21 protein-coding genes are annotated in these 20921 nt (G+C 57.9%); 10 read left to right on the top strand and 11 right to left on the bottom strand.

The window, feature by feature from the left end:
- Nucleotides 1–8: 8 nt before the first annotated feature.
- Nucleotides 9–728: a fatty acid metabolism transcriptional regulator FadR gene (gene fadR / locus GNG27_RS13760; RefSeq protein WP_142489916.1), complete on the bottom strand. Its 720-nt coding sequence runs from the start codon at nt 726–728 to the stop codon at nt 9–11.
- Between the two features lie 198 nt (nt 729–926).
- On the opposite strand from fadR, the gene nhaB reads away from it, so the two are divergent.
- Nucleotides 927–2465, top strand: coding sequence for a sodium/proton antiporter NhaB (nhaB, locus tag GNG27_RS13765; protein WP_156264026.1), 1539 nt, complete (start codon nt 927–929; stop codon nt 2463–2465).
- Between the two features lie 142 nt (nt 2466–2607).
- On the top strand, nt 2608–3138 hold the full coding sequence (dsbB, locus tag GNG27_RS13770) for a disulfide bond formation protein DsbB (RefSeq protein WP_156264027.1): 531 nt from the start codon (nt 2608–2610) through the stop codon (nt 3136–3138).
- A 98-nt stretch (nt 3139–3236) separates the two neighbouring features.
- Here dsbB and GNG27_RS13775 read toward each other — a convergent pair whose 3' ends face one another.
- The 3 genes from GNG27_RS13775 to GNG27_RS13785 all read right to left on the bottom strand — a co-directional run bounded on the left by GNG27_RS13775 (nt 3237) and on the right by GNG27_RS13785 (nt 4756).
- Nucleotides 3237–3680, bottom strand: coding sequence for a YcgN family cysteine cluster protein (locus GNG27_RS13775; protein ID WP_142489919.1), 444 nt, complete (start codon nt 3678–3680; stop codon nt 3237–3239).
- Between the two features lie 93 nt (nt 3681–3773).
- A complete protein-coding gene (locus tag GNG27_RS13780) occupies nt 3774–4433 on the bottom strand; it encodes a fumarylacetoacetate hydrolase family protein (protein WP_156264028.1) in 660 nt (219 codons plus the stop codon).
- A gap of 47 nt (nt 4434–4480) precedes the next feature.
- Nucleotides 4481–4756: a YcgL domain-containing protein gene (locus GNG27_RS13785; protein WP_156264029.1), complete on the bottom strand. Its 276-nt coding sequence runs from the start codon at nt 4754–4756 to the stop codon at nt 4481–4483.
- 125 nt (nt 4757–4881) lie between these two features.
- Between GNG27_RS13785 and minC the strand changes: the two genes are divergently transcribed.
- From minC to minE, 3 genes are read left to right on the top strand one after another with little or no spacing between them, the layout of a single operon-like run.
- Entirely contained in the window at nt 4882–5574 is a 693-nt protein-coding gene (gene minC, locus GNG27_RS13790) for a septum site-determining protein MinC (protein ID WP_142489922.1), read from the top strand.
- A gap of 23 nt (nt 5575–5597) precedes the next feature.
- Nucleotides 5598–6410: a septum site-determining protein MinD gene (minD, locus tag GNG27_RS13795; protein WP_142489923.1), complete on the top strand. Its 813-nt coding sequence runs from the start codon at nt 5598–5600 to the stop codon at nt 6408–6410.
- Between the two features lie 3 nt (nt 6411–6413).
- Entirely contained in the window at nt 6414–6683 is a 270-nt protein-coding gene (minE, locus tag GNG27_RS13800) for a cell division topological specificity factor MinE (protein WP_032611475.1), read from the top strand.
- A 91-nt stretch (nt 6684–6774) separates the two neighbouring features.
- Here minE and rnd read toward each other — a convergent pair whose 3' ends face one another.
- From rnd to GNG27_RS13825, 5 genes are all read right to left on the bottom strand, one after another.
- A complete protein-coding gene (gene rnd, locus GNG27_RS13805) occupies nt 6775–7902 on the bottom strand; it encodes a ribonuclease D (RefSeq protein WP_156265147.1) in 1128 nt (375 codons plus the stop codon).
- Nucleotides 7903–7976: 74 nt separating this feature from the next.
- Nucleotides 7977–9662 (bottom strand): long-chain-fatty-acid--CoA ligase FadD, encoded by a 1686-nt coding sequence (gene fadD / locus GNG27_RS13810; RefSeq protein WP_142489925.1) that lies wholly within the window; start codon nt 9660–9662, stop codon nt 7977–7979.
- Between the two features lie 204 nt (nt 9663–9866).
- Nucleotides 9867–10460 carry a Slp family lipoprotein gene (locus tag GNG27_RS13815; RefSeq protein ID WP_156264030.1) on the bottom strand — a complete coding sequence of 198 codons (594 nt, stop codon included), beginning with the start codon at nt 10458–10460 and terminating at the stop codon, nt 9867–9869.
- A 37-nt stretch (nt 10461–10497) separates the two neighbouring features.
- A complete protein-coding gene (gene tsaB / locus GNG27_RS13820; RefSeq protein WP_142489927.1) occupies nt 10498–11193 on the bottom strand; it encodes a tRNA (adenosine(37)-N6)-threonylcarbamoyltransferase complex dimerization subunit type 1 TsaB in 696 nt (231 codons plus the stop codon).
- A 66-nt stretch (nt 11194–11259) separates the two neighbouring features.
- A complete protein-coding gene (locus GNG27_RS13825; protein ID WP_156264031.1) occupies nt 11260–13170 on the bottom strand; it encodes an ATP-dependent DNA helicase in 1911 nt (636 codons plus the stop codon).
- A gap of 127 nt (nt 13171–13297) precedes the next feature.
- On the opposite strand from GNG27_RS13825, the gene GNG27_RS13830 reads away from it, so the two are divergent.
- Complete coding sequence (locus tag GNG27_RS13830) at nt 13298–13642, top strand: RidA family protein (protein ID WP_142489929.1); 345 nt, start codon at nt 13298–13300, stop codon at nt 13640–13642.
- Between the two features lie 5 nt (nt 13643–13647).
- Here GNG27_RS13830 and GNG27_RS13835 read toward each other — a convergent pair whose 3' ends face one another.
- Complete coding sequence (locus tag GNG27_RS13835) at nt 13648–13833, bottom strand: YoaH family protein (protein ID WP_142489930.1); 186 nt, start codon at nt 13831–13833, stop codon at nt 13648–13650.
- A 61-nt stretch (nt 13834–13894) separates the two neighbouring features.
- On the opposite strand from GNG27_RS13835, the gene pabB reads away from it, so the two are divergent.
- From pabB to GNG27_RS13855, 4 genes are all read left to right on the top strand, one after another.
- Nucleotides 13895–15247: an aminodeoxychorismate synthase component 1 gene (gene pabB / locus GNG27_RS13840; RefSeq protein ID WP_156264032.1), complete on the top strand. Its 1353-nt coding sequence runs from the start codon at nt 13895–13897 to the stop codon at nt 15245–15247.
- A 3-nt stretch (nt 15248–15250) separates the two neighbouring features.
- Nucleotides 15251–15829, top strand: a complete 579-nt coding sequence (locus tag GNG27_RS13845; protein ID WP_142489932.1) for a CoA pyrophosphatase — start codon at nt 15251–15253, stop codon at nt 15827–15829.
- 183 nt (nt 15830–16012) lie between these two features.
- Nucleotides 16013–17377 (top strand): L-serine ammonia-lyase, encoded by a 1365-nt coding sequence (gene sdaA, locus GNG27_RS13850; RefSeq protein ID WP_142489933.1) that lies wholly within the window; start codon nt 16013–16015, stop codon nt 17375–17377.
- 148 nt (nt 17378–17525) lie between these two features.
- Nucleotides 17526–19118: an EAL domain-containing protein gene (locus GNG27_RS13855; RefSeq protein ID WP_156264033.1), complete on the top strand. Its 1593-nt coding sequence runs from the start codon at nt 17526–17528 to the stop codon at nt 19116–19118.
- Here GNG27_RS13855 and yoaE read toward each other — a convergent pair whose 3' ends face one another.
- A complete protein-coding gene (gene yoaE, locus GNG27_RS13860; protein WP_142489935.1) occupies nt 19119–20678 on the bottom strand; it encodes a CNNM family cation transport protein YoaE in 1560 nt (519 codons plus the stop codon).
- Nucleotides 20679–20921 lie beyond the last annotated feature (243 nt).

Here is a 20921-nt window from a genome sequence, read left to right on the forward strand (position 1 = left end):
TTTTTATTTTAACGCCCCTGAATCACCAGGTCGCCCGGCAGGGACTTCTGCATCCGGTGCCAGATCTCGCCGCTGTCACGACCGTAGCGACGCACGGTTTCGTACACCTGGTCGTGCAACCCTTCAGAGCACAGCTCGCTCAGCTTATGGTAGAAGCCGAGCGCCAGGCTCCGGGCTTCCGGGTTGGCGAAGTAGTGACGACCGATGCGGGTATAGAGCCCTTTCATGCCGTTGAGGATCAGGCCGTAGATCGGGTTGCCGGAGGCAAAAGCCAGGCCGCGGAAGACGTTGTAATCCAGCAGGGCGAAGGCATCGGCGTGATCTTCCACGGCGGTAGCACGGGCCAGCACTTCCAGCGCCTTATCCGGATGCTGGCGAAACGCCGTACGGATAAAGATGGTGGCGATGTTGGTACGCACTGAGAGCAGATTATCGATCAGCTGCGGTACGCTCTCGTGATCGAGGCGCGCCAGCGTTTCAAGAATATTCAGGCCCGACGTTTCCCAGAAGTTATTCACTTTGGTCGGTTTGCCGTGTTGGATCGTCAGCCAGCCATCGCGGGCCAGTCGCTGCAACACTTCACGTAAGGTGGTACGTGTGACGCCAATCAGTTCAGAGAGTTCGCGTTCTGCGGGAAGTATCGAGCCAGGGGGGAATCGGTTATTCCAGATGCTCTCGATAATGTACTCTTCCGCGAAACCCGCCGGGCTTTGCGCCTTTATGACCATAGTGAGTTTTCCATTAACTGCTTTTTACAAAATTCACTCATCATACCAGAGGCAGGCAGAGGCAGATAGCGCAGCGAGGCGAGAAAAAAGGGATCGCCGTTTTATTTTTATCATTTAAAAGTCAGGCCTGACGCCCCCTCCATGTGTCAGTTTGCGTATACTTAAAACGTAATTATGTGACGGGCAAGGAAATCTGTTGTGGAAATGTCTTATAGCCGCGCCTTCTGGCGCAATTTTTTAGGCCAGTCGCCTGACTGGTACAAACTGACCCTTATTATTTTTCTGGTTATCAATCCTCTTATCTTTCTAGTGAGCCCGTATGCTGCAGGCTGGTTACTGGTCGCCGAGTTCATATTTACCCTGGCGATGGCGCTGAAATGTTACCCCCTGCTGCCGGGTGGCCTGCTGGCCTTTGAGGCGGTGGCGATCGGCATGACCAGCGCAGAGCATGTGAAAGAGGAGCTGGCGAATAATCTGGAAGTGCTCCTGCTGCTAATGTTTATGGTGGCCGGGATCTACTTTATGAAGCAGCTGCTGCTGTTTATCTTCACCCGCCTGCTGCTGAGTATCCCCTCGAAAACGATGCTGTCGCTGGCCTTTTGCATCGCGGCCGCTTTTTTATCGGCGTTCCTCGATGCCCTGACGGTGGTGGCGGTGGTGATCAGCGTCGCCGTCGGCTTCTACGGGATCTATCACCGGGTGGCCTCCGCCCAGCCGGAAGATAACCTGCATGATGACAGCAAGGTTGATAACAAACAGCGCGAGGTGCTGGAGCAGTTTCGCGCCTTCCTGCGCAGCCTGATGATGCACGCCGGCGTGGGCACCGCGCTGGGTGGGGTGATGACCATGGTCGGCGAGCCGCAGAACCTGATCATCGCCAAAGCCGTGGGCTGGAACTTTACCGAGTTTTTCCTGCGGGTGGCCCCGGTCAGCGTGCCGGTGCTGGTGTGCGGCCTGCTGACCTGCTGGCTGGTGGAGAAGTTTAAATGGTTTGGTTACGGCACCCTGCTCCCGACCCAGGTTCGCGAAGTATTGCAGCGTTACGATGATGAGAGCCGCAGCCAGCGGACCCGTCAACAGAAGCTGGCGTTGATTTTTCAGGGGATGATTGGCGTCTGGCTGATTATCGCCCTGGCGTTTCATCTGGCGGAGGTGGGGTTGATTGGCCTGTCGGTGATCATCCTGGCGACCTCCTTCACCGGCGTGACGGACGAGCACGCTATCGGCAAAGCCTTTACCGAAGCGCTGCCCTTTACTGCCCTGCTGGCGGTCTTTTTCGCGGTGGTGGCGGTAATAGTCGACCAGCAGCTGTTTGCGCCGATCATCCGCTACGTGCTACAGGCCGAGCAAGATGCGCAGCTGTCGCTCTTCTATCTGTTTAACGGCCTGCTGTCGGCTATCTCCGACAACGTGTTTGTCGGCTCGGTCTATATCAATGAGGCCAAAACCGCGCTACAGAGCGGGGCGATAAACCAGCAACAGTTTGAACTGCTGGCGGTAGCGATCAACACCGGGACTAACCTGCCCTCCGTCGCCACGCCAAACGGCCAGGCGGCGTTCCTGTTCCTGCTCACCTCGGCGCTGGCGCCGCTGATAAGACTCTCTTATGGCCGGATGGTGTGGATGGCCCTGCCCTATACGGTGGTATTAACCTGCGTCGGTTTGTTGTGCGTCAAAATTACCCTCATTCCTTTTACCCAATGGATGTTACAGACGGGTATACTGGCGACGCATTAAGTGAGTCAGCCGGGTAATTTATTACCCGGCTGCACTGACGAATGATAAATATCCGATTACGTTATATTTTGCGTGCCGAGACTGGCGCGCAAATTGTTTTCGTTTACACTGCGCTTTCTATACCTGTTCCAGGGAAATGATTATGTTGAAATTTTTGAACCAGTGCTCGCGTGGACGCGGAGCGTGGTTGCTGTTGGCCCTGACCGCCTTCGCGCTCGAAATGGTGGCATTGTGGTTCCAGCATGTGATGATGCTGAAGCCCTGTGTGTTGTGTATCTATGAACGCAGCGCGCTGTTTGGCGTGATGGGCGCAGGCCTGGTCGGCGCCATCGCGCCGAAAAGCCCGCTGCGCTACGGCGCGATTGCCATCTGGCTCTACAGCGCGGGAAAAGGCCTGCAGCTGGCCTGGGAGCACACCATGATCCAGCTGCATCCGTCGCCGTTTCAGACCTGCGATTTTGCCGCCCGCTTCCCGAGCTGGCTGCCGCTGGATAAGTGGCTGCCGCAGGTATTCGTGGCAAGCGGTGACTGCTCCGTGCGTCAGTGGGAGTTCCTGACCCTTGAGATGCCGCAGTGGCTGGTGGGCATTTTCGCCGCCTATCTGGTCGTAGCGCTGCTGGTGCTGATTGCCCAGCCGTTTAAACCGAAAAAACGCGATCTGTTTGGCCGCTAATGCCCGGCGGCGCTTCGCTTGCGCGGGCCTACGGTGTTGTAGGCCAGGTAAGCGCAGCGCCACCCGGCAATAAAAAACCCGCCGAGGCGGGTTTTTTATTATGCGCGGTTGGGGTGATTCATAATATGGTCTTCCCAGTCGCGCACCTCTGATTCCCGCACCGCAATGTGGCGCACAGAAATTCGCTCGCCGTGCATCGCCGCTTTGGAACCGGCCAGCAGCGGGTGCCACTTCGGCAGGTCTTTCCCTTCCGCCAGCAGACGATAGGCGCAGGTCGGCGGCAGCCATTCAAAGGTCGGCAGGTTATCGCGGGTCAACTTGATGCAGTCCGGCTCTAACTCGAAGCGTCGCTCGTAGTTTCGGCACTGGCAGGTTTTGATGTTCAGCTGATTGCAGGCGACGTTGGTGAAATAGATTTCGTCCGAGTCTTCATCCATCAGCTTATGCAGACAGCACTGCCCGCAGCCATCGCACAGCGATTCCCACTCGGCGTCGGTCATGTTGTCGAGAGTTTTGCTTTGCCAGAAAGGGATTTCGCTCATAAGGATGTCCACACGTCAAAATAAAGCGCACCTTATAACCAGTCTGGCACCTCGATGCAAGTTTTGCCGCCCAAAAGGGGCGGCAAGCGGGGATTACAGCACGCGGGTTTTCAGCGACAGGCCGTTAACGGCCACTTCCAGCTCGTCGCCGCCGGAGAGTGGACCCACCCCTTCCGGGGTGCCGGTGAGGATCACATCGCCCGGTTTGAGGGTGAAATAACGACTCATATAGGCAATCAGCGGCACAATCTTATGGATCATGTCGGCGGTGGAGCCCTGCTGACGCACCTCGCCGTTCACCTTCAGGCTCAGGGTGGTGTTCTGCGGATCGTCCTGAAATTCCGACACCGGGACAAATCCGGAGATCGGGCACGAGTTATCAAAGCCTTTGGCTTTTTCCCACGGCTGGCCCGCTTTCTTCATTTTGCCCTGCACATCGCGCAGGGTCAGATCCAGCGCCACACCATAACCGGCAATCGCCTTCTGCACATGATCTTCAGAAGCCTGACGCAGCGTGGCGCCGATCAGCACCGCCAGCTCCACTTCGTGGTGAACCGAGCCAAGCCCCTGGGGTAATGCCAGCGGCTGGCGGATATCACAGAGCGCCGTTTCCGGTTTAATGAACAGCACCGGCTCGTCCGGAATCGCGCTTCCCATTTCCTGAATATGCTTTGCGTAATTACTTCCTACGCAGACGACTTTACTTACCGGATAATCCAGTAAGGCTCCTTGCCAGTTATGATGTTGATACATATACGTCCCCTGAACGGTTAATGTGACGCTGACAGATAATTCTTAAACTATTTTTTCCCCTGCGCCTCGAGATGCTGTTTGAGTAAATTCTCTTGCGGTGGAGGGAGTTGTAAATAATAGCCCTGTTCGTTCAATGCGGTTTTTACTTTTTCCAGATCGGCGTTGCTCAGCTGCTTACGCCCGTCGAGGGGCATGAGCATCACCAGCTGCGGCTTACCGAAGCTTTTCAGCAGTGCCTCAGGCACGCGGGAGAAATCGTCCTTTTTTTCGACATACAGGTAGGTCTGGTCGCGCTGGGTACTTCTGTAGATCACACAAAACATATATTTACTCTGAATTAAGCGGGAGGGTGACTTGCCTCAATATAATTGTGACTATAACATGCCTGATACTCTTCGGAATATCACGGCGCGCACGTCGTGGTAAAAGCAAATTGAGTAAGGCCAGGATGTCAAACACGCCCATCGAGCTTAAAGGCAGTAGCTTCACCTTATCAGTGGTTCATTTGCATGAAGCAAAACCCGAGGTTATTCGTCAGGCGTTAGAAGACAAAATCGCCCAGGCGCCCGCATTTCTGAAACATGCGCCCGTGGTCATCAACGTAAGCGGCCTCGAAGCGCCGGTTAACTGGCACCATTTGCAACAGGCGGTCACCGCCACCGGCCTGCGAATTGTGGGCATCAGCGGCTGCAAAGACGCTGAACTGAAAGCCGAAATCGATCGGGCGGGTCTTCCGCTGCTGAACGAAGGCAAAGATAAAGCCCCGCGCGCAGAGCCCCCTGCCCCACCTGAAGTCCCTGTTACTCCTGTCACAAAAACGCGATTGATTGATCTGCCGGTGCGTTCCGGTCAGCGCATTTATGCGCCAAACTGTGACCTGATTGTGACCAACCACGTCAGCGCGGGGGCGGAGCTGATTGCGGATGGCAATATCCATATTTATGGCTCAATGCGAGGCCGTGCGCTGGCGGGTGCCAGCGGCGATCGCGATGCGCAAATTTTTTGTACCCACCTGGAGGCGGAGCTGGTTTCCATCGCAGGTGTTTACTGGCTGAGTGATAACATCCCGGCCGAATTTTCTGGCAAAGCGGCACGTCTGCGCCTGGCAGACAACGCTTTGACCGTTCAACCGTTGAATTGATCCCTTTTTAACAAGGAATTTCTATGGCACGCATTATTGTTGTTACTTCGGGTAAAGGAGGCGTTGGCAAGACCACCTCCAGCGCGGCCATCGCTACTGGTTTGGCCCAGAAGGGAAAGAAAACCGTCGTTATCGATTTCGATATCGGCCTGCGTAACCTTGACCTGATTATGGGTTGCGAACGCCGCGTGGTGTACGATTTTGTGAACGTGATTCAGGGTGACGCCACGCTGAATCAGGCGATGATTAAAGATAAACGTACCGACAACCTTTATATTCTTCCCGCTTCGCAGACGCGCGACAAGGATGCGCTGACCCGTGAAGGCGTGGAAAAAGTGCTCGATGAGCTGAAAAAAATGGAGTTCGATTTCGTGGTCTGCGATTCACCGGCGGGCATCGAAACCGGCGCGCTGATGGCGCTCTACTTCGCCGATGAAGCCATCATTACCACCAACCCGGAAGTGTCGTCCGTGCGCGACTCCGACCGTATTTTAGGGATCCTCGCCTCGAAATCCCGCCGTGCGGAAAATGGCGAAGAACCGATTAAAGAGCACCTGTTGCTGACCCGTTATAATCCGGGTCGTGTCAATAAAGGTGATATGCTGAGTATGGAAGACGTGCTGGAGATCCTGCGCATCAAACTGGTTGGCGTCATCCCGGAAGATCAATCCGTGCTGCGCGCGTCTAACCAGGGTGAACCGGTTATCCTCGACGCTAACGCAGACGCCGGTAAAGCGTATGCGGACACGGTAGATCGTCTGCTCGGAGAAGAACGTCCTTTCCGCTTCATAGAAGAAGAGAAGAAAGGTTTCCTCAAACGCCTGTTCGGAGGATAAGTTATGGCATTACTGGACTTTTTTCTCTCGCGGAAAAAAAGCACCGCTAACATCGCAAAAGAGCGTCTGCAGATCATCGTGGCAGAACGCCGCCGCAGCGACGCGGAACCGCACTACCTGCCGCAGCTGCGTAAAGACATTCTGGAAGTGATCTGCAAGTATGTGCAGATTGACCCGGAAATGGTGACCGTACAGCTGGAGCAAAAGGACGGGGATATCTCGATTCTGGAGCTCAACGTGACCCTGCCGGAAGCGGAAGAGTCGCGTTCTTAACCGTGGTTGTTGCCGGGCGGCGCTACGCTTGCCCGGCCTACGGATTTGTAGCCCCGGCAAGCATCGCGCCGCCGGGGGTTACAGAGCCCAGTTACTGCGGATATTCTTCCAGCAACGCATTCAGGCGATCGGCCATCAGTTCTCCGCGCCAGCCTGCCATCAGTTCCGGCGTACCATTCTGCGGTTTCAGCTTCCAGTGCGCATTCAGCAGCTGGTTGATCTGACGACGTGAGGCCAGCAGCTCAGCGCTGACTTTACTTTCCGCCGCCACTTCCTGCACCAGGGCTTTGATCGCCTTAAACGCTTTGCGATAACCCGGCATATCCATCAGGTTTAACAGCGGCTGCGGCAATGCCTCTTCCGGCAACGCCTGCGCCTTCTCCACCAGCGCCAGCAGGGTTTTACCGTGGAAGCGGATCTCCGAACCGGAAAGCCCGATGCTGTCCAGCTCGCCCAGGCTACCCGGCATGTAACGCGCCACGGCCCACAGATGCTCTTCACGCACCACAAAGTTCACTGCCAGATCGCGCTCGCGCGCCTTACGCAGACGCCAGTCGGCCAGCAGCTGCAGACAGGCCAGCTGGCGGGTGCGCAGCTGCCAGGCGTTGCTGATGTCGCGCCACGCCTCTTTCGGATCGGTGATCTCCTGACGACGCAGCTGCGTCATCCGACACTCATTCAGGGCGGCAGCCAGCCAGCCGGAGGCTTCGGCCTCTTTCATCAGCTGACCGGCGATCGGCAGCAGGTAGAACACATCCGCCGCCGCGTAGTCGAGCTGGCGTTCCGTCAGCGGGCGAGCCAGCCAGTCGGTGAGGGACTCGCTCTTGTCGATCGCCAGCCCGGTGTACTCTTCCACCATGGCGGCAAAGCCCCAGGACAGCGGGCGACCGGCAAAGGCGGCGAGGATCTGGGTGTCGATCAGCGGCTCCGGCATGATGCCGAAGGTATTGAGGAAAACTTCCAGATCTTCACTGCCGGCATGCAGATATTTGGTGATGGCGGTATTCAGCAGCAACTCGCGCATCGGCGCCCAGTCGGTGATCCCCAGCGGGTCGATAAGCGACACATTTTTTCCGTCATACATCTGGATCAGACCCAGCTGCGGGTAATAGGTGCGGGTCCGCACAAACTCGGTATCCAGCGCAATGGCGGGTGCGTCACGGGTGACATCGCACAGCGAAGCCAGCTCGTCGTTGGTGGTGATCATCTGGTAATTCAAATCATATTCTCTTTGGTTTGCGCCCATAAAAAAACGCCGGCATGGCCAGCGTCTTTGGGTGACTAACACGAAGCTCAGGCTTTATTGTCTACTTTGGCGCGCGCTTCGTCACGTAATTCTCGTCGTAATATCTTCCCGACGTTCGATTTGGGCAGTTCGTCGCGAAACTCCACCAGTTTCGGCACTTTGTAGCCGGTCAGCTGGCGACGGCAGAAGGTGATCAGCGCCTCTTCACTCAGGGACGGATCTTTTTTCACCACAAAGATTTTCACCGTTTCACCGCTGCTGCCCGCCGGAACACCTACTGCAGCCACTTCCAGCACGCCGTTGTGCTGCATCACCACGTCTTCGATCTCGTTCGGATAGACGTTGAACCCGGAGACCAGGATCATGTCTTTCTTGCGATCGACGATGCGCAGGAAACCTTCATCATCCATCACCGCGATATCCCCGGTGTGCAGCCAGCCGTCCTTGATGATTTCATCGGTAGCATCCGGACGCTGCCAGTAGCCCAGCATCACCTGCGGCCCTTTCACGCACAGTTCACCCGGTTCACCATGCGCCACTTCGTTATCTTCATCATCCACCAGTTTGGCTTCGGTGGAGGGCACCGGCAGGCCGATGCTGCCGCTGTGGTAGTCGATATCGTGCGGGTTCACGCTCACCAGCGGGGCGCACTCGGTCAGGCCATAGCCCTCCAGCAGATACTGCCCGGTAAGTTTGACCCAACGCTCGGCCACCGCCTGCTGCACCGGCATCCCACCGCCCGCCGACAGATGCAGGGTGGAGAAGTCGAGCTGTTGGAACTCTTTGTTATTCAACAGCGCGTTAAACAGGGTGTTCACCCCGGTCATGGCGGTGAAAGGATATTTCGCCAGCTCTTTGACCAGCCCCGGAATATCGCGCGGGTTGGTGATCAGCACGTTCTGCCCGCCAAGCTCGATAAACAGCAGGCAGTTCATGGTCAGGGCGAAGATGTGATAGAGCGGCAGCGCGGTGATCACCAGCTCTTTGCCACGATGCAGCAGCGGCCCGTAGGTGGCGTTCACCTGCTCGAGGTTCGCCAGCATGTTGCGGTGGGTCAGCATCGCCCCTTTCGCCACCCCGGTGGTCCCCCCGGTGTACTGCAGGAAGGCCAGATCCTGCGGCACCAGTTCCGGTTTCACGTACTGCATGCGGTAGCCGTTGTGCAGCGCCCGGCGGAAGGAGATGGCGTCCGGCAAGTGATATTTAGGCACCAGACGTTTGACATACTTGACGACGAAGTTCACCAGCGTCCCTTTGGCGGTGGAGAGCTGATCGCCCATCCGCGTCAGAATGACGTGTTTCACCTGGGTTTTGTCGACCACTTTCTCGAGGGTGTGCGCGAAGTTCGAGACAATCACAATTGCCGCTGCGCCGCTGTCGTTCAGCTGATGCTCCAGCTCGCGCGGGGTATACAGCGGGTTAACGTTAACCACGATCATCCCGGCGCGCAGAATGCCAAACAGCGCCACCGGATATTGCAGCAGGTTCGGCATCATCAGCGCGACCCGGTCGCCTTTTTTCAGGCCTAAACCCTGTTGCAAGTAGGCCGCAAACGCCCGGCTGCGCTCTTCCAGCTTACGGAAGGTCATCACCTCACCCATGTTCACAAACGCAGGCTGATCGGCGTAGCGCGTCACGGAGTTTTCAAACAGTTCAACCAGGGATTGATAACGGTCAGGATTGATCTCTGCAGGCACATCCGCAGGATAACGGTTAAGCCAAACCTTCTTCACTACATCACCTCTGAAATGCGTGTTCGTCGTCATCACAGCCCCGGTTAATAAACAAGTCGTTAACATAATATTAACTCAGCGTACCAGTTTATTAATTGTCCGGATTTAAGGTTGCGAAGCGCGTCACTATTTATTTTTGTTATAGCGATAAAAAAAACGAAACAGCGGCAGGGCCGCTGTTTCTTCTTCAGTTATAACAGATATTTACTCTGTTACCACCGTCCGAACCTGAGCCGGTCCGGGACCATAACCTGGCCAGCCGCCATAGCCGTAGCCATATCCATAGCGCCACGGATGCGGGCCCCAGTACCAGGGATCGATAGGCTGCGGCGGCATCACTACCTGCTGCACTACCCGCCAGCGTTTATAGCCTTTGGCCTGCAGGGTCATAAATTTATACGGCGTATTACCAATTTTGCCCTGCTCCGCGCCGGTGATGGTGCCGACGACGGTGACCAGCTGGCCACGGAAGTCTACCGGGTCGAGGAAACCGTTCACATCGGCATAGATGCGCCCGCGTGAGGCTTCACCCAACATCGGCCGCGCGCCGCTGTCCAGCGGAACGGTGGCAATTTCCAGACGGGTTTTCCCCTGCTGGTTCATCACCTCCACCACTTTGCCGCCAAAGCGTGCTTCCTGGCCGACGTACAGTTCCGGGGCGTTCATCACCCGGACCAGATCCTGCTGCGGCGTCGGGCTGCTGCCCTTGATCGCATCAGGGACAGAGACACATCCTGTTAATGCCAGGGCCAGTGCCCCGACGGTCAGCAGACGAACGACATATTTTTGAACCGCCATGATGCGACTCCTTTTTCTCAGGCTCTGATACTGAGATTCACTCCCGGCCCGGAAGTTTCTTCCACGCTACGGTGTTTCGCAAATAAACCGGCTCGGCCTTCTCGACCGCCACGGTGTTTCCTGCGGCCAGCAGCTGACGGGCGATAGGCAGCATATCTTCGGCGGCAGGCAGTAGCACCTTGCCGTCCACCAAGGTCAGACCGCTGTCGTTTGCCATCGCTGGCCACGCCGGCCAGCCGGTCCCGACGGTCGCCCACTCACCCGAAAGCTGCTTCATGCGCTCGCCTGCCGCTTCCGGCGTGAGCACGGCTTCGCTCTCTTCACCGTGCCAGACGCCCTGCTCATCGCGGGTGTACTCCGCCCAGTAGACTTCGCCCATCCGGGCGTCAATGGCGGCCAGCACGCGGGTGGCACCGGTGTTGCGCCAGGCACCCTCAGCCATGGTGGCGAGGGTCGAAACGCCAATCATCGGCAGTTCGGCGCCCAGCGCCAGCCCCTGAGCAATGCCAATACCGATGCGCACGCCGGTAAAGCTGCCGGGGCCGCGGCCATAAGCCAGAGCATCGAGGTTATTCAGGGAGGTGTTGCCCTCGGTGAGGATCATCTTCACCAAAGGCAGGATACGTTGGGTATGTTCCCGGGGGCACTCTTCGAAATGAGCACAGAGTTTACCGTCGTTCCACAGGGCAACAGAGCAGGCCTCTGTGGCGGTATCAATAGCCAGAATTCGCATGTGTTGTCGCGCTCTCGCAAGGGTCAGTCACAAAAAGGCGCGCATTTTAACACACCCGTCAGCAAATTACTCCGACTGAGACGCCGCCAGGAAGCGCACCGCGCGATCGATATCCCGGGTGCGCGGTGCCGGCGGCAGGCTGGCGATAAAGGTGGCCCCGTACGGACGCATCACCAGGCGGTTATCGCAGATCACCAGCACCCCGCGATCGTCCACGTCGCGGATCAGACGGCCCACGCCCTGTTTGAGGGTGATGACCGCGTCCGGGAGCTGCACCTCGTCGAAGGGATCCCCACCGCGCAGGCGGCAATCTTCCATCCGCGCCTTCAGCAGCGGATCGTCCGGCGAAGTGAAGGGCAGCTTGTCGATGATCACCAGCGACAGAGCGTCGCCGCGCACGTCCACCCCTTCCCAGAAGCTGCTGGTCGCCACCAGCAGGGCATTCCCCGCGGTGACAAACTGCTGCAGCAGCTGGCCTTTGCTGGTTTCACCCTGCAACAGCACCGGCAGGGTCATGGTGGCGCGGAACTGCTCTGCCAGATCGCGCATCATGGCGTGGGAGGTGCAGAGCATAAAGCAGCGGCCGTTGTTGGCCTCGATCATCGGCTTGAGCATGGCCGCCAGATGACGGGCGGCGCCGGGCTGATTGGGCAGCGGCAGATTACGCGGGACGCAGAGCAGCGCCTGGGTGGCATAATCAAACGGGCTCGGCAACAGCAGGGATTTGGCCTCTGCGATACCAAGACGTTCGGTGAAGTGGTGCAGATCGTCGTTTACCGACAGCGTGGCGGAGGTAAAAATCCAGCTGCCCGGCTTCTGCGCCATCACTTCCTGGAACTTATCGGCCACGGTGAGCGGCGTCAGCGCGAGGGTAAAATGGCGCGAGTTGCATTCGTACCAGTAGCTGTAGCCCGGCTGGTTAAACGCCTTCAGCCGTTTCAGGCGGGCGCGGTACAGGGTGGCGCGCTCGAAGGCGGCATCCAGCAGCGCCGAGCGTCCCAGGGAGAGCTTCGCCACGTCGTAGCAGAGCTCAAGGGCATCATCGAGCAGCAGCAGCGCGCGCTGGATATGCTGATCGGCAAGCAGTTCGCGCAGATTGCCGCGATAGCCTGGCTCCCCGAGCTGCATGCGGAAATCCTGCGTGCTTTGCGCCAGTCGGTCGGCGCACTTCTGCAGCTGCTGGGTATCTTTCAGTTCAGTGCGGTAAGCGATGGTAAAATCTTTCGCCAGGTCCAGCAGCTGACGGCTGGAGAGGGACTGGCCGAAGTACTGGCTGGCGATATCCGGGAGCTGATGGGCTTCATCGAAGATCAGGACGTCGGCCTCGGGGATCAGCTCGCCAAAGCCGCTCTCTTTCACCACCATATCCGCCAGGAACAGGTGGTGGTTGACCACCACTACGTCGGCATCCATCGCCGTTTTACGCGCTTTGACCACAAAGCAGTCTTTGTACAGCGGGCAGTCGCTGCCGAGGCAGTTGTCGTTAGTGCTGGTGACCAGCGGCCAGGCGGCGGAGTCTTCGGCCACGCTGGCGCAGGTGCTGATATCCCCGTCGAGGGTCTGGTTGGCCCAGCTGCGCAGGATGATCACGTCGCTGAGGGTCTGTACCGGCAGATCGCCCCCCGCCAGCACCTGCTGTTCGAGACGTTCAATACAGAGGTAGTTGGAGCGCCCTTTCAGCAGGGCCAGACGGCCTTTATATTTCAGGGCCTTAGCTACGGTGGGCAGATCGCGGCTGTAGAGCTGATCCTGCAACGCCTTTGAGCCGGTGGAGATGATCACTTTCTTTTTGGCGCGCAGCGCGGGCGCGAGGTAGGCATAGGTTTTACCGGTGCCGGTGCCCGCTTCCACCACCAGCGGCTGGGCGCTGTCGATCGCATCGGCCACCGCGTGCGCCATCTGACGCTGCGGCTCGCGCGGCTTAAAGCCTGGAATTGCCTTTGCTAACTGTCCGTCTGCTGCGAAATCGTCTGCCACTCTGCCCCCTGTATTTTTGCACAGGGGATTATGTCAGGCCGCTCGCCCTGGCGCCAGTCGAGAGTGACGCAGGCAAAACAATATGGCAGTCTTGCCTGCTGAAACAGACACTCACGAGGAAACGTATATGACAATTGTGCGCATTGATGCCGAAGCCCGCTGGTCAGATGTAGTGATCCACAACCAGACCCTGTACTACACCGGCGTACCGGCGAATCTCGACGCCGACGCGTATGAGCAGACCGCCAATACCCTGGCGCAGATCGACGCGGTGCTGGAAAAACAGGGCAGCGACAAGTCCCGCATTCTGGATGCGACTATCTTCCTGGCCAATAAAGACGATTTTGCGGCGATGAACAAAGCCTGGGATGAGTGGGTCGTGGCAGGTCACGCGCCTGTACGCTGCACGGTACAGGCGGCGCTGATGAAACCGCAGTATAAGGTTGAAATTAAGATTATCGCCGCGGTGTAAGGGCGTTACTCTTCTTCATCCTCATCTTCAAAACGCGCCACGATCCGCTCGCCGGTATGGGTGGCGCGCAGCTCTTCTGCCACCTGGGAAATAGCCTGTCCGCTGCTCATCCCCTGGGACATCAGCTCCTGAATACGCTCGACGGCCTTTTGCTGCTGGTCGTGGCTCAGTGAAGGTAAACCTGCAAACATCGTCAACTCCTGCTAAATTATCAGCGCTAATTATTTCACGCTGCCCGGTAGTCTACCACCCATGAACCCGTTATCCCCCACTGTTTTGACATTACCCTGGCGTCCTGACGCCGCAGAATTATGGTTTGCGCCAATAAGCCATCTGCCGTGGGCGATGCTGCTGCACTCCGGTCATGCGGATCATCCTTACAGCCGCTTTGACATTCTGGTGGCCGACCCGCGCACCACGCTGGTGACCCACGGGGTGGATACGCTGATCGACGGGGTTCACTCTGACGCCTGCCCGCTGAGTCTGCTTCAGCAGGCCATTGATGAGATGGGCCTGCCCTGCACGCCGAACCCGGACCTGCCCTTCCAGGGCGGCGCGCTGGGGTTGTTCGGCTACGACCTCGGCCGCCGCTTCGAACAGCTGCCGGAACGGGCCGGGCGCGATATCACCCTGGCGGACATGGCCGTGGGTCTTTACGACTGGGCGATCCTGGTCGATCATCACCGCCAGCAGGTGTCGCTGGTCTGTCATGGCGATGCTGAAGCCCGCCTGGCGTGGCTTGAATCGCAACGCGCACCCGCGAATGTGCCCGCGTTCCGGCTGACCTCCGGCTGGCAGGCCAATATGACCGCGGCGGAGTATCATGAAAAATTCGATCGTGTGCAGGCGTTTCTGCACAGCGGCGACTGCTATCAGGTCAATCTGGCCCAGCGTTTCCAGGCCCGCTATGAAGGGGACGAATGGCAGGCCTTTACCCGACTGAATGCGAGCAACCGCGCCCCGTTCAGCGCCTTTTTGCGCCTCGACGAGGGGGCGATCCTCAGCCTGTCGCCGGAGCGTTTTATCCATCTGGCGGATGGCACTATCCAGACCCGCCCGATCAAAGGCACCCTGCCACGCCTCGCGGATGCGGATGCCGATCGCCAGCAGGCGGAGAAGCTCGCCGCCTCGCCGAAAGACAGAGCCGAAAACCTGATGATTGTCGATCTGATGCGCAACGACATTGGCCGGGTAGCGGAGCCGGGGAGCGTGCGGGTGCCGGAGCTGTTCGTGGTTGAGCCTTTCCCGGCCGTGCATCACCTGGTGAGCACCATTACCGCCCGGCTGCCGCCAGCGCAGACCGCGTGCGATCTGCTGCGCGCCGCCTTCCCGGGCGGCTCGATCACCGGCGCGCCAAAAGTGCGGGCAATGGAGATCATCGACGAGCTGGAGCCCCATCGTCGTAACGCCTGGTGCGGCAGCATCGGCTATCTCAGCCTGTGCGGCGGCATGGACACCAGCATCACTATTCGCACCCTGACGGCGGTGGCCGGGCAGATCTACTGTTCCGCAGGCGGCGGGATCGTGGCTGACAGCCAGGCCGCGGCGGAATATCAGGAAACCTTTGATAAAGTGAATCGTATTCTGCAACAACTGGAGCGCTAACTGGTGAATACCCACGACCTGACCCTCGACAATTTTTTATCGCGTTTTCAGCTTCTGCGCCCGCAGGTGAACAGCACGTCGCTGAACCAGCGTCAGGCGGCGGTATTGATCCCGGTGGTGCGCCGGGAGCAGCCGGGCCTGCTGTTGACCCGGCGCTCGGCGAAGCTGCGCAAGCATGCCGGTCAGGTGGCCTTTCCCGGCGGCGCGGTGGACAGCACCGACGCCTCGTTAATTGCCGCCGCCCTGCGTGAAGCCGAGGAAGAGGTGGCTATCCCGCCGCACAAGGTCGAGGTGATTGGCGTCCTGCCGCCGGTAGACAGCGTGACCGGTTTTCAGGTGACCCCGGTAGTGGGCATTATCCCGCCGGATCTGCACTATCACGCCAGCGAAGACGAAGTGGAGTCGGTATTCGAAATGCCGCTGGCGGAAGCCCTGCGTCTGGGCCGTTATCATCCACTCGATATTCATCGTCGTGGCCACGATCATCGGGTGTGGTTATCCTGGTATGAGCATTATTTTGTCTGGGGCATGACGGCAGGAATTATTCGTGAGCTGGCGCTGCAGATCGGCCTGAAACCTTGACTATACTTTACATTCGCCCTTTTTTTGTACCTTTGCGATCCGCCTCCCGCTATTAGTTTATCCCGCCTCAGGCATTAGTTTAATTCATGTGAATAGTTGAGCTGACGGCGGGCTTCCCTCTTACACTATGCGAAGTTATTACATCGTTACTGGAAACCCGGTAACCCTGTCAGGAGTGTTAAAGTGATTAGTATATTCGACATGTTCAAAGTGGGGATTGGTCCCTCTTCTTCCCACACTGTAGGGCCGATGAAGGCCGGTAAACAGTTCGTCGATGACCTGGTCGAAAAAGGATTACTGGACAGCATTACCCGCGTGGCCGTGGACGTTTACGGTTCACTGTCGTTAACGGGTAAAGGCCACCACACCGATATCGCCATTATTATGGGTCTGGCCGGAAATATGCCGGACACCGTAGATATTGACGCCATTCCGGCGTTTATCCGCGACGTGGAAACGCGCGGTCGTCTGCTGCTGGCGAATGGCCGGCAGGAAGTGGACTTCCCACAGGATGACGGCATGCGTTTTCGCAGCGACAACCTCTCGTTGCATGAAAACGGGATGCAGATCCACGCCTTCAGCGGCGACAAAGTGGTCTACAGCAAAACCTATTACTCCATCGGCGGCGGCTTTATTGTCGACGAAGAGCATTTCGGCCAGGACGCGACGGGCGACGTGAACGTGCCTTACCCGTTCAAGTCAGCGAAAGAGATGCTGGATTACTGCCACGAGACCGGCCTGTCCCTCTCCGGTATGGTGATGCAGAACGAACTGGCGCTGCACAGCAAGAAAGAGATTGAAGACTATTTTGCTAACGTCTGGCAGACCATGCGCGCCTGTATCGATCGCGGTATCAATACCGAAGGCGTGTTGCCGGGCCCGCTGCGCGTACCGCGTCGCGCCTCTGCCCTGCGCCGGATGCTGGTCACCACCGACAAATATTCTAACGATCCGATGAACGTCATCGACTGGGTGAACATGTTTGCCCTGGCAGTAAACGAAGAGAACGCCGCCGGTGGCCGCGTGGTAACGGCTCCGACCAACGGTGCCTGCGGTATCGTTCCGGCGGTACTGGCCTACTACGATCACTTTATCGAATCGGTGAGCCCGGATATCTATATTCGCTACTTCCTCGCCGCGGGCGCGGTGGGCGCGCTCTATAAGATGAACGCCTCCATCTCCGGTGCAGAAGTGGGATGTCAGGGTGAAGTGGGCGTGGCCTGCTCAATGGCGGCGGCCGGTCTGGCAGAGCTGCTGGGCGCCAGCCCGGAACAGGTGTGCGTGGCTGCGGAGATTGGCATGGAGCATAACCTCGGTCTGACCTGCGACCCGGTTGCAGGCCAGGTACAGGTACCTTGTATCGAACGTAACGCCATTGCTTCGGTGAAAGCGATCAACGCCTCGCGGATGGCGATGCGCCGCACCAGCGAACCGCGCGTTTCGCTGGATAAGGTGATCGAAACCATGTATGAAACCGGCAAAGACATGAACGCCAAATACCGTGAGACCTCCCGCGGCGGCCTGGCCATCAAGGTGCAGTGCGACTAATCCTCTGACGGCGCCACTGCGACTTTTGTCTTTCATACCTCCTTCGCCCATCTGATACGGATGGGCGAATTTTATGCACTTTTCTCGTTACCTGAAATAATGCCCACTACACTACCTGAGTTGCCACGGGCATTCGGGTGGCCGTGGCATGCAAACAGCTCACAGGATAATTAAAAATTATCGCCGCAAACGGATCATCGTCTGCCTGGTGCTGTCACTTACCACCCTTGTTTGCACGCTAATTATCGGCTTTATTTCGCAGCGCAATTTAAATCAGCAGTCTACCGCCGCCTTCGTATCGCATGCTGTCGAGACGCTGGATAAGATCCTCCAGCCGCTGGAGACCGGGCGCGACGTGGTACAGCCGCTGATCGGCCTGCCCTGCGTGGAGGTCAATTTCTTATTGCGCAAACAGGCCGCTTCCCTGCAAACCGTACGCTCGATTGGCCTGATTAAGGACGGTATCCTCTACTGCTCCAGCATGTTCGGTAACCGCGACATTCCCATCAGCCAGCTCCAGCCCCGGCTGCCCGCGTCTCAGCCTTTATTGCTTCTCACCTCCGACCACGCCCTGCTGAAAGGCAGCCCGGTGCTTATCCAGTGGTATCCGGTGCCCGGCCAGAGCGACGACGGGGTGATGGAGATTGTGAATATCGATCTCATTGCCAGGCTACTTCTGGAGCCCCAGCTGCCGATCATCAACGACGTTAATCTTAGCGTGGGCGGTAAACATCTGAACCATGAGCGCCAGCTCTCAGACGCGCTGGTATTTGACAGTGACGAAACGGTGTATCAGCAGGCCTCCGGAAATTTCCCGTTCACCATTACCGTTAACGGCCCTGGCCCGACGGATCTGGCGCTGAAAAACCTCCCGTCGCAGCTGCCGCTGGCGGTGATATTCACCATGCTGGTGGGCTATATCGCCTGGCTTGCCACCGCCAGTCGCATGAGCTTCACCCGGGAGATTAATTACGGGCTTGCTGCCGGTGAGTTTGAGCTGTTTTGCCAGCCGCTGATCGATGCCAAAAAACAGAATTGCGTCGGGGTTGAGATCCTTCTGCGCTGGAATAATCCGCGGCAGGGATGGATCGCCCCGGATATTTTTATCCCGCTGGCGGAGGAGCATAACCTGATTGTCCCCCTGACCCGCTACGTGCTGATCGAAACCGTCAGCCAGCTGGCAATATTTCCGCCCGCGCCGGGATTTCATATTGGCATCAACGTGGCGGCCAAACATTTTCGCGACGGGGTGCTTCTCCACGATCTGAATCACGTCTGGTTCAGCGCCGCCCCCCCGCAGCAGCTGGTGATAGAGCTCACCGAGCGCGATACCCTGCTGGAGATGGATTACAACATCGTGGAGGCACTGCATCAGAAAGGGGTCAAGCTGGCGATCGATGATTTCGGCACCGGCAACAGCTCGCTGTCGTGGCTGGAGAAACTCAATCCGGAAGTGTTGAAAATTGATAAATCCTTCACCGCCGCGATTGGCACCGATGCCGTTAACTCGACGGTGACGGATATTATTATTGCCCTGGCCCAGCGTCTGAACATTGAGCTGGTGGCCGAAGGGGTGGAAACCTGCGACCAGGCGAAGCATCTTCGCCTGCACGGTGTCGAAATTCTGCAGGGGTTCCTGTATGCGCGGCCCATGCCGCTGCGGGATTTCCCGCAGTGGCTGGCGGAGAGTTCACCTCCGCCACCTCCTCACAGCGGGAACATGATGCCGTCACTACCCTGATTACTCTTCTTCGTCGTGGGCAGACTGCTCTTTAACAATGCGCACCAGGTCAACGCGGTAATCATTGGCGGTCACGATCGTGATCTTCAGCGGCGGTAATTCAAGCACATCACCGCTACGCGGGATCTGACCGTTAACGGCGATCACCAGACCGGCTACCGTCGCGATATCATCGTCATGGTTGGTCAGATGTTCCAGACCGAGCGTATGTTGCAGCGCATGCAGGTCGGTGGTGCCTTTTACCAGCCAGCCGTCACCATCATTGATGATTTCCGGCGTTTCGTCGGCATCCGGGAACTCACCGGCAATGGCTTCCAGTACGTCCAGCGGCGTCACCAGGCCCTGCACCACGCCAAACTCGTTGGTCACGATAACAAAGCTACCCCGGGCACGGCGCAGCACGCCAAGCAGGTTGATCGGGTCGAGGGTTTCCGGCACCACGATGGCAGGCGACGCGGCAGCGATAGCTTCCACATTGGCACCCTCTTCCAGCGCCACCAGCATCTCTTTGGCACGCACAATGCCGATGATCTCATCCAGCTCACCGCGACAGACCGGGAACAGGCTGTGCGGGGAGGAGAGCAGCTGCTGGCGGATTTCTTCCACGCTCAGGCTGGCATCGACCCAGCTGATCTCGCCGCGCGGGGTCATGATCCCGCGCAGGGAGCGCGAGGCCAGCGACAGCACGCCGTTGATCATATAACGCTCTTCTTCCACAAAGGCACCTTCGGGTACCGGCACCGGAGCATGGTTGTCGCTGTCCTGCTGCGCTTTGGCTTCACGACGGCCGCCCATCAGACGCAGAATCGCATCAGCGGTACGGGCACGTAGCGGCTGGTTCGACTGCTGGCGAATAAAGTTGCGGCGGGCAATCTGGTTAAACATCTCTATAATGATCGAGAAACCAATTGCAGCGTACAGATAGCCTTTCGGAATATGGAAGCCGAAACCTTCTGCCACCAGGCTCAGACCAATCATCAGCAGGAAGCTCAGACAGAGCACCACCACGGTCGGATGCTGGTTGACGAATCGTGTCAACGGCTTCGAGGCGAGCAACATCACCGCCATCGCAATGACCACGGCGGCCATCATCACCGGCAGATGGTTCACCATGCCGACAGCGGTAATCACCGCATCGAGGGAGAAGACGGCGTCCAGCACCACAATTTGCAGAACCACCACCCAGAAGCTGGCGTAGCCTTTACCGTGTCCGTCGTCATGCTGGCGATTTTCCAGCCGTTCATGGAGTTCGGTTGTGGCCTTGAAGAGCAGGAATATACCCCCCAGCAGCATGATCAGGTCACGCCCTGAGAAGGTGAAATCGAATGCGGTGAACAGCGGTTGCGTCAGCGTCACCATCCAGGAGATGACCGACAGCAGCGCAAGACGCATGATCAGCGCCAGTGACAGGCCGATTAAGCGTGCTTTATCCCGTTGTTTAGGCGGAAGTTTGTCCGCAAGGATGGCAATAAACACCAGGTTATCGATGCCGAGTACGATCTCAAGCACCACCAGCGTGAGCAATCCCACCCAGATCTGCGGGTCCATTAAGAATTCCATGACAAGCTCCTGCTAAAGGAATGGCAAAACGGCGCCGCGATAGATTCGGGCGAAGCGGTAAAAGGCGTAAACAGTGAGTGGCGCGAATCGCCGGTAAGGCTGGCCAGAATTGGCCGGGTGTGTGACTGGCGTCGGTGACGGTCCATACAGTGGGCTGCTGCCCAATACTCCTGACAAGTAAACGGACGCTAAACATATCAGAGACCTGGGCTTTATGGCAAAGATTTACTTTCCTTTGCAAAC

Origin of the sequence: Leclercia sp. 119287, assembly GCF_009734485.1 — a bacterium.
In the GTDB taxonomy this organism is placed as follows: domain Bacteria; phylum Pseudomonadota; class Gammaproteobacteria; order Enterobacterales; family Enterobacteriaceae; genus Enterobacter; species Enterobacter adecarboxylatus_C.

Bases quoted from the DNA above. Each gene is read 5' to 3' on its own strand.
- fadR (WP_142489916.1), bottom strand. From the start codon at position 728: ATGGTCATAAAGGCGCAAAGCCCGGCGGGTTTCGCGGAAGAGTACATT.
- dsbB (WP_156264027.1), top strand. From the start codon at position 2,608: ATGTTGAAATTTTTGAACCAGTGCTCGCGTGGACGCGGAGCGTGGTTG.
- GNG27_RS13775 (WP_142489919.1), bottom strand. From the start codon at position 3,680: ATGAGCGAAATCCCTTTCTGGCAAAGCAAAACTCTCGACAACATGACC.
- GNG27_RS13780 (WP_156264028.1), bottom strand. From the start codon at position 4,433: ATGTATCAACATCATAACTGGCAAGGAGCCTTACTGGATTATCCGGTA.
- GNG27_RS13785 (WP_156264029.1), bottom strand. From the start codon at position 4,756: ATGTTTTGTGTGATCTACAGAAGTACCCAGCGCGACCAGACCTACCTG.
- minC (WP_142489922.1), top strand. From the start codon at position 4,882: ATGTCAAACACGCCCATCGAGCTTAAAGGCAGTAGCTTCACCTTATCA.
- minD (WP_142489923.1), top strand. From the start codon at position 5,598: ATGGCACGCATTATTGTTGTTACTTCGGGTAAAGGAGGCGTTGGCAAG.
- minE (WP_032611475.1), top strand. From the start codon at position 6,414: ATGGCATTACTGGACTTTTTTCTCTCGCGGAAAAAAAGCACCGCTAAC.
- GNG27_RS13815 (WP_156264030.1), bottom strand. From the start codon at position 10,460: ATGGCGGTTCAAAAATATGTCGTTCGTCTGCTGACCGTCGGGGCACTG.
- tsaB (WP_142489927.1), bottom strand. From the start codon at position 11,193: ATGCGAATTCTGGCTATTGATACCGCCACAGAGGCCTGCTCTGTTGCC.
- GNG27_RS13830 (WP_142489929.1), top strand. From the start codon at position 13,298: ATGACAATTGTGCGCATTGATGCCGAAGCCCGCTGGTCAGATGTAGTG.
- GNG27_RS13835 (WP_142489930.1), bottom strand. From the start codon at position 13,833: ATGTTTGCAGGTTTACCTTCACTGAGCCACGACCAGCAGCAAAAGGCC.
- pabB (WP_156264032.1), top strand. From the start codon at position 13,895: ATGAACCCGTTATCCCCCACTGTTTTGACATTACCCTGGCGTCCTGAC.
- GNG27_RS13855 (WP_156264033.1), top strand. From the start codon at position 17,526: ATGCAAACAGCTCACAGGATAATTAAAAATTATCGCCGCAAACGGATC.
- yoaE (WP_142489935.1), bottom strand. From the start codon at position 20,678: ATGGAATTCTTAATGGACCCGCAGATCTGGGTGGGATTGCTCACGCTG.